Origin of the sequence: Kitasatospora sp. NPDC093558 (assembly GCF_040683475.1) — a bacterium.
GTDB lineage: Bacteria > Actinomycetota > Actinomycetes > Streptomycetales > Streptomycetaceae > Kitasatospora.
On record NZ_JBFBDY010000614.1, the window covers coordinates 1 to 3,688 of the forward strand.

Annotated in this window: 5 protein-coding genes; 3 read left to right on the top strand and 2 right to left on the bottom strand. The window is 73.3% G+C overall.

What is annotated here, in order from left to right:
• Window positions 1-235: 235 nt before the first annotated feature.
• Both AB0O00_RS32455 and AB0O00_RS32460 read right to left on the bottom strand, forming a co-directional pair.
• On the bottom strand, window positions 236-1,207 hold the full coding sequence (locus tag AB0O00_RS32455) for a M56 family metallopeptidase (protein ID WP_363657899.1): 972 nt from the start codon (window positions 1,205-1,207) through the stop codon (window positions 236-238).
• Entirely contained in the window at window positions 1,207-1,581 is a 375-nt protein-coding gene (locus tag AB0O00_RS32460) for a BlaI/MecI/CopY family transcriptional regulator (RefSeq protein WP_363657901.1), read from the bottom strand. The genes AB0O00_RS32455 and AB0O00_RS32460 overlap by 1 nt, the downstream gene beginning before the upstream one ends.
• 106 nt (window positions 1,582-1,687) lie before the next feature.
• Here AB0O00_RS32460 and AB0O00_RS32465 point away from each other — a divergent pair, with 106 nt between their 5' ends.
• The 3 genes from AB0O00_RS32465 (at window position 1,688) to AB0O00_RS32475 (ending at window position 3,578) form a co-directional block, all read left to right on the top strand.
• Entirely contained in the window at window positions 1,688-2,347 is a 660-nt protein-coding gene (locus AB0O00_RS32465; protein WP_363657903.1) for a DedA family protein, read from the top strand.
• Window positions 2,347-2,964: a phosphatase PAP2 family protein gene (locus tag AB0O00_RS32470; protein ID WP_363657905.1), complete on the top strand. Its 618-nt coding sequence runs from the start codon at window positions 2,347-2,349 to the stop codon at window positions 2,962-2,964. The genes AB0O00_RS32465 and AB0O00_RS32470 overlap by 1 nt, the downstream gene beginning before the upstream one ends.
• A 98-nt stretch (window positions 2,965-3,062) precedes the next feature.
• On the top strand, window positions 3,063-3,578 hold the full coding sequence (locus AB0O00_RS32475; protein WP_363657907.1) for a pyridoxamine 5'-phosphate oxidase family protein: 516 nt from the start codon (window positions 3,063-3,065) through the stop codon (window positions 3,576-3,578).
• The last annotated feature ends 110 nt before the right edge of the window (window positions 3,579-3,688 follow it).

Below are 3,688 nucleotides of genomic sequence, written 5' to 3' on the forward strand. Positions count from 1 at the left end.
CGACTGCCGACTCTGTAGGCGGGGTGTTCTCTCCGTTGGCAGTCTGAAAATCACCCGTCACGCCCCTCTCCGCGGCCACCCCCTCCGCCACCCCCTCCCGCAGCACTCCCTCTCGCCTTGGGTGGGGAGGGGGTGTGGGGGTGGGTTCGGTGGGTGGGTTGGTGCGGCTTGGCGGGGGATTCCAATGCGGCGGCTGCGGGCTTTGCCCACAGCCGCCGCATTGATGGTGCCGCTGTCAGTCGTCCGGCTCTCCTGTGCTGTGTTGTGCCGCCTCCACCGTGCGGTGCAGGTCTGCCGTCGCCTCCATCGTTGCTGCCGTGCTCAGGGCCAGGCACGCCGCCAGGGCTACGGCTACCGGGCGCAGGCGGGTTCCGGTGCGGGGTGGCCGGGGCTGCAGGAGGGCGGCCACTCGTCGTGGGACGGGGCCGGAGGTGGCTGCGGCGGCCAGTTTGGGGCGGGCGGGCCACGGGGAGCGGTTGGCGGCCAGGGCGGCTCGGCCGACGGCTCGGGCGGTCACGGTGCGGTCGCCGACGTGGGCTGCTGCCACCTCGTCGGCCCAGCGCTCCAGGTGGTAGCCGAGGGGCGTGCGCAGCAGGCGGAGCGCCGGGTGGATGGCGGCGGCGTGTTCGGCCAGGGCGAGGAAGAGGTGGTGGCGGCCGGTGAGGTGGGCCCGCTCGTGGGCGAGCAGGGCTGCTCGTTCGGGGGCGCTGAGGGCTCGCAGCATGCCGGCGGTGACGACGATCCGGCCGGGCTCGGCGCGGTGCAGGCGGCCCGGGAGGGCGAAGGCGTCGGCGCGTTCGTCGTCCACGACGGTGAGGTGGTGGTCGGCGTGGCGGGGGCGGGTCTCCTTGGTGGGGAGGGCGGCCCGGGCTGTGCGCAGGTCGTGGTGGTGGCGGCGGGCGGTCCGGACGGCGAGGGCGGTCAGTGCGGCCAGGGCGAGTGCGGCGACGGCCGCCGCCAGGGGTGCGCTGGGTGCGGCGGCGGTGAGCCAGGGCAGCGACAGGTGGCCGAGGGCGGCGACCGGTGGCAGCTGGAGCAGTCCGGCGGCGGCGAGCAGGCCTAGTGAGCACAGGGTGCCGCCGGCCAGGACGGCGGCCGAGCCGGCGAGCGTCCAGGCGGCGGCCCGGGGCGACAGGGCGTCGGCGAGGCGGCGGGCCAGGGGGGCGGCGAGGAAGGGCAGCAGGAGCGGGGCCCACACGGCGATCATCACGAGGTTCCGTCGCCCAGCAGTGCGCGGAGGAGTTGCTCGTCCTCGGCGGAGAGGTCGGAGACGAAGCGCGCGAGCACGGTGGAGCGGTCGGCCTCGCGGCCGAGCTCGGTGTGCATGCGGCGGGCGGCGAGGCCCGCGGTGTCCTGGACGGTCGGGGTGTAGGCGTAGGCGCGGCCGGCCCGGGTGCGTTCGACGGTGCCCTTGTCGTGCAGCCGGGCGAGGATCGTCGCGATGGTGGTGCGGGCGAGGTCCCCGCCGAGGGCCGCCTGGACGTCCTGCGGCGTCATCGGGTGCCGTGCGGACCAGAGGGCGGCCAGCACCTCGGCCTCCAGCTCCCCGGCGGGCCGGCGGGCGGACGGAACGTCGGACATGGCGGCGCTTCCTCCAAGTATCGTCTACAGTCATGTAGACCGTCTACGTCACTGTAGACGGTCCGGGCGTTTCACCGCCCTCCAACGTACGGGAGGTCCGTCGGCCTTGCTCCAGTTCCCCCTCGTCCACCTCGCGGTGAACCCGCTGGACGCCTCCTCACTGCTCGCCGCCTTCGGCGCGCTCGGCATCGCCGTGGTGCTCTTCGCCGAGACCGGCCTGCTGGTGGGCTTCTTCCTGCCCGGCGACTCGCTGCTGTTCACGGCCGGTCTGCTGTGCGTGCCCGGTGCCACCAAGGGGCCGCAGCTGGAGCTGTGGCAGGTGCTGCCGGCCGCCCTGGTCGGCGCGCTCGCGGGCGCGCAGGTCGGCTACGTGATCGGCAAGCGGGGCGGGCGGGCGCTGCTGCGCCGCAGCAAGCGCAAGAGCCTGCTGCAGGGCGTCGAGCGGGCCGAGGAGCTGCTGGCCAAGTACGGGCACGGCAAGGCGATCGTGCTGGCGCGGTTCATCCCCGTGGTCCGAACGGTGCTCAATCCGATGTGCGGCGTACTCGAAGTGCCGGTCCGCTCGTTCACCTTCTGGCAGGTCGCGGGCGGTGTGCTGTGGACGGTGGGCGTGGTGATGGCGGGCTACGGGCTGGGTTCGTCGGTTCCCAGCATCGACCGATATCTGCTGCCGATCATCGGTCTGGTAGTAGTTGTCTCCGTGTTCCCCATTGTTCTCGAAGTGTTCCGCGCCCGTAAGGCGCGCCGTCACGGAGGTGACGCGTGATGTCCACCCGGGCTCTCGCCGTGTTCGACGGCAGTGGCATCTCCGGCGGCCTCTACACGCAGGTCAACGGGTGGTCCAAGACCGCGCCGGTGTGGCTGGACGACGTGATCAAGGTCTGGTCGGCGATCGGCCTCGGCCTGTTCGCGGTCTTCATGCTCTACGCGTGGTGGCGGGCGCGCGCCGCCGACTCGACGATGATGGCCCGGGTCCTGGCGACGCCGCTGATCGTGGTCGTCGCGTACGGCGCGAACTCCGTGCTGAAGGGCCTGGTCGAGGAGGTCCGGCCGTGCGCGCAGATCCGCGGGAGCGTCCCGCTGGAGACCTGCCCCGGCACCGGTGACTGGTCCTTCCCCAGCAACCACACCGTGATCGCCTTCGCGGCGGCCACCGCGCTGTTCTTCGTCGACCGCCGCCTCGGCGCGATCGCCGGGATCTTCGCCGTCCTGATGGGCGCCTCCCGGGTCTGGGTCGGCGTGCACTACCCGCACGACGTCGCGGTCGGCATGCTGGTCGGCATCCTCGCCGCGGCCCTCCTGGCGCCGCTGGCCGCGCGCTGCGGGCCCCTGGTGGACCGGATGCGGGCCGGCGCGCTGCGCCCGCTGCTGTCGCGCTACTGATTCCGTCGCCCGCCTTGTTCGGGTGGGGTGACGGGTGGAGCATGTGAGCCGGGCGGGTTCCCCCGCCCGGCTCTGTCGTGCCAGCGGAGGGAGCGTCCGTGCCGTACCGACTCGACATCACCCAGGGGGACTGGCCCGGCGAGCTCCTGCACAAGGGCGTCGAGGGCCTGCTCGCCGAGGCCATGGTGCTCACCCTCGCGACGGCGGGGCACGAGCACGGACCCCACGCCAACCTGGCGTTCTTCGCCTTCGACGATGATCTTGTGCTGTATTTCGTCAGCGAGCGCTCCACCCGGCACAGCCACCACCTCGCCGAGGAGGCCCGCGCCGCCGCCACCGTCTTCCTCCCGCCCCCCGCCTTCGGCGAACAGCTGCGCGGCCTCCAGCTCACCGGCAGCGCCGGCGAGGCCTGGGGCCACCAGGCGGAGGCCGCCCTGGCCGCCTACCAGGCCCGGTATCCGGCTTTCGCCCGCGAGGAGGACGTCCGGCGGCAGTTCCTCACCGGCGGCGGGGCGGCGGCGCTGTACCGCTTCGAGGCGGACGAGATCACGGCGGTGGACGAACCCAACTTCGGGCGCCGCAACTACCTGCGGGCTCGGGTGGTGCGGGGTTAGGGCGTGTCTGACAATTCGCGTCGTCCGCCCGGAGGGCGGGCGGGGCGGCGTTGGGGTGCGTGGATCGCAAGGCGGAGGAGGGAGTCCATGCGGAGCATCGGCGACCGACG